Consider the following 743-nt stretch of genomic DNA (forward strand, 5'->3'; position numbering starts at 1 on the left):
GGCGAAGACCAGGGTGGTGCCGCGGCGGGTGGCGAGGACGCCGGGGAGGTCGACGCCCTTCTGGCCGTGCCAGTCGGTGACCAGCGCGGCGACCGCCAGCGTCTGCGAGCGCGAGAGTGCGACTCCGAACTCGTTCGCCACGACCAGGCGGATGATCCGCTGCCGCAGCGCCGGCGGGTCCGCGGCGAGCCCCCGCGCGTCGACCGTGACGTGCCCCGCCTCGTCCTGGCCCACCAGCTCGAGCGCCCAGTCGAGGGCGAGCGCGTCGAGCGCGTCCCCGTCCTCCCGCAGCTGCTCGGCGGTGCGCGCCAGAGCCTGCGCCACTCCCGGCCCGAGCTCGTCCTCGAGCACCGGCAGCACGCGGTTCCGCACCCGGACCCGCGAGTAGCGGGGGTCGTCGTTGTGCGGGTCGTCCCACGGCACGAGCCCCTGGTCGGAGCAGGCGAGGCGGGTCGTCTCGCGGCGCAGGCCCAGGAGCGGCCGCCGCAGCGGTCCGCTGACCGCCGCCATCCCGTGCAGCGAGGCGGCACCGGCTCCGCGGGCCAGCCCCAGCAGCACCGTCTCGGCCTGGTCGTCGAGGGTGTGGCCCAGGAGGATCGCGGCGGCGCCCGTCGCGGTGAGCGCGTCGTCGAAGGCGCGGTAGCGCGCGCTGCGGGCGGCCGCCTCCGGACCGCCCTCGGCGGACACCGTCACCACCTCGCGCAGCACCGGCGCGAGCCCCAGCGCGTGCGCCTGCTCCCCCG

Annotated in this window: 1 protein-coding gene; it reads right to left on the reverse strand. The window is 77.7% G+C overall.

Annotated features, from left to right (window positions below; genetic code table 11):
- A partial coding sequence (gene tilS / locus C5D44_RS17500) for a tRNA lysidine(34) synthetase TilS (protein ID WP_104282392.1) occupies positions 1–743 on the reverse strand: 743 nt, incomplete at both ends.

Source organism: Rathayibacter sp. AY1B5 (assembly GCF_002932795.1).
Taxonomy (GTDB): domain Bacteria; phylum Actinomycetota; class Actinomycetes; order Actinomycetales; family Microbacteriaceae; genus Rathayibacter.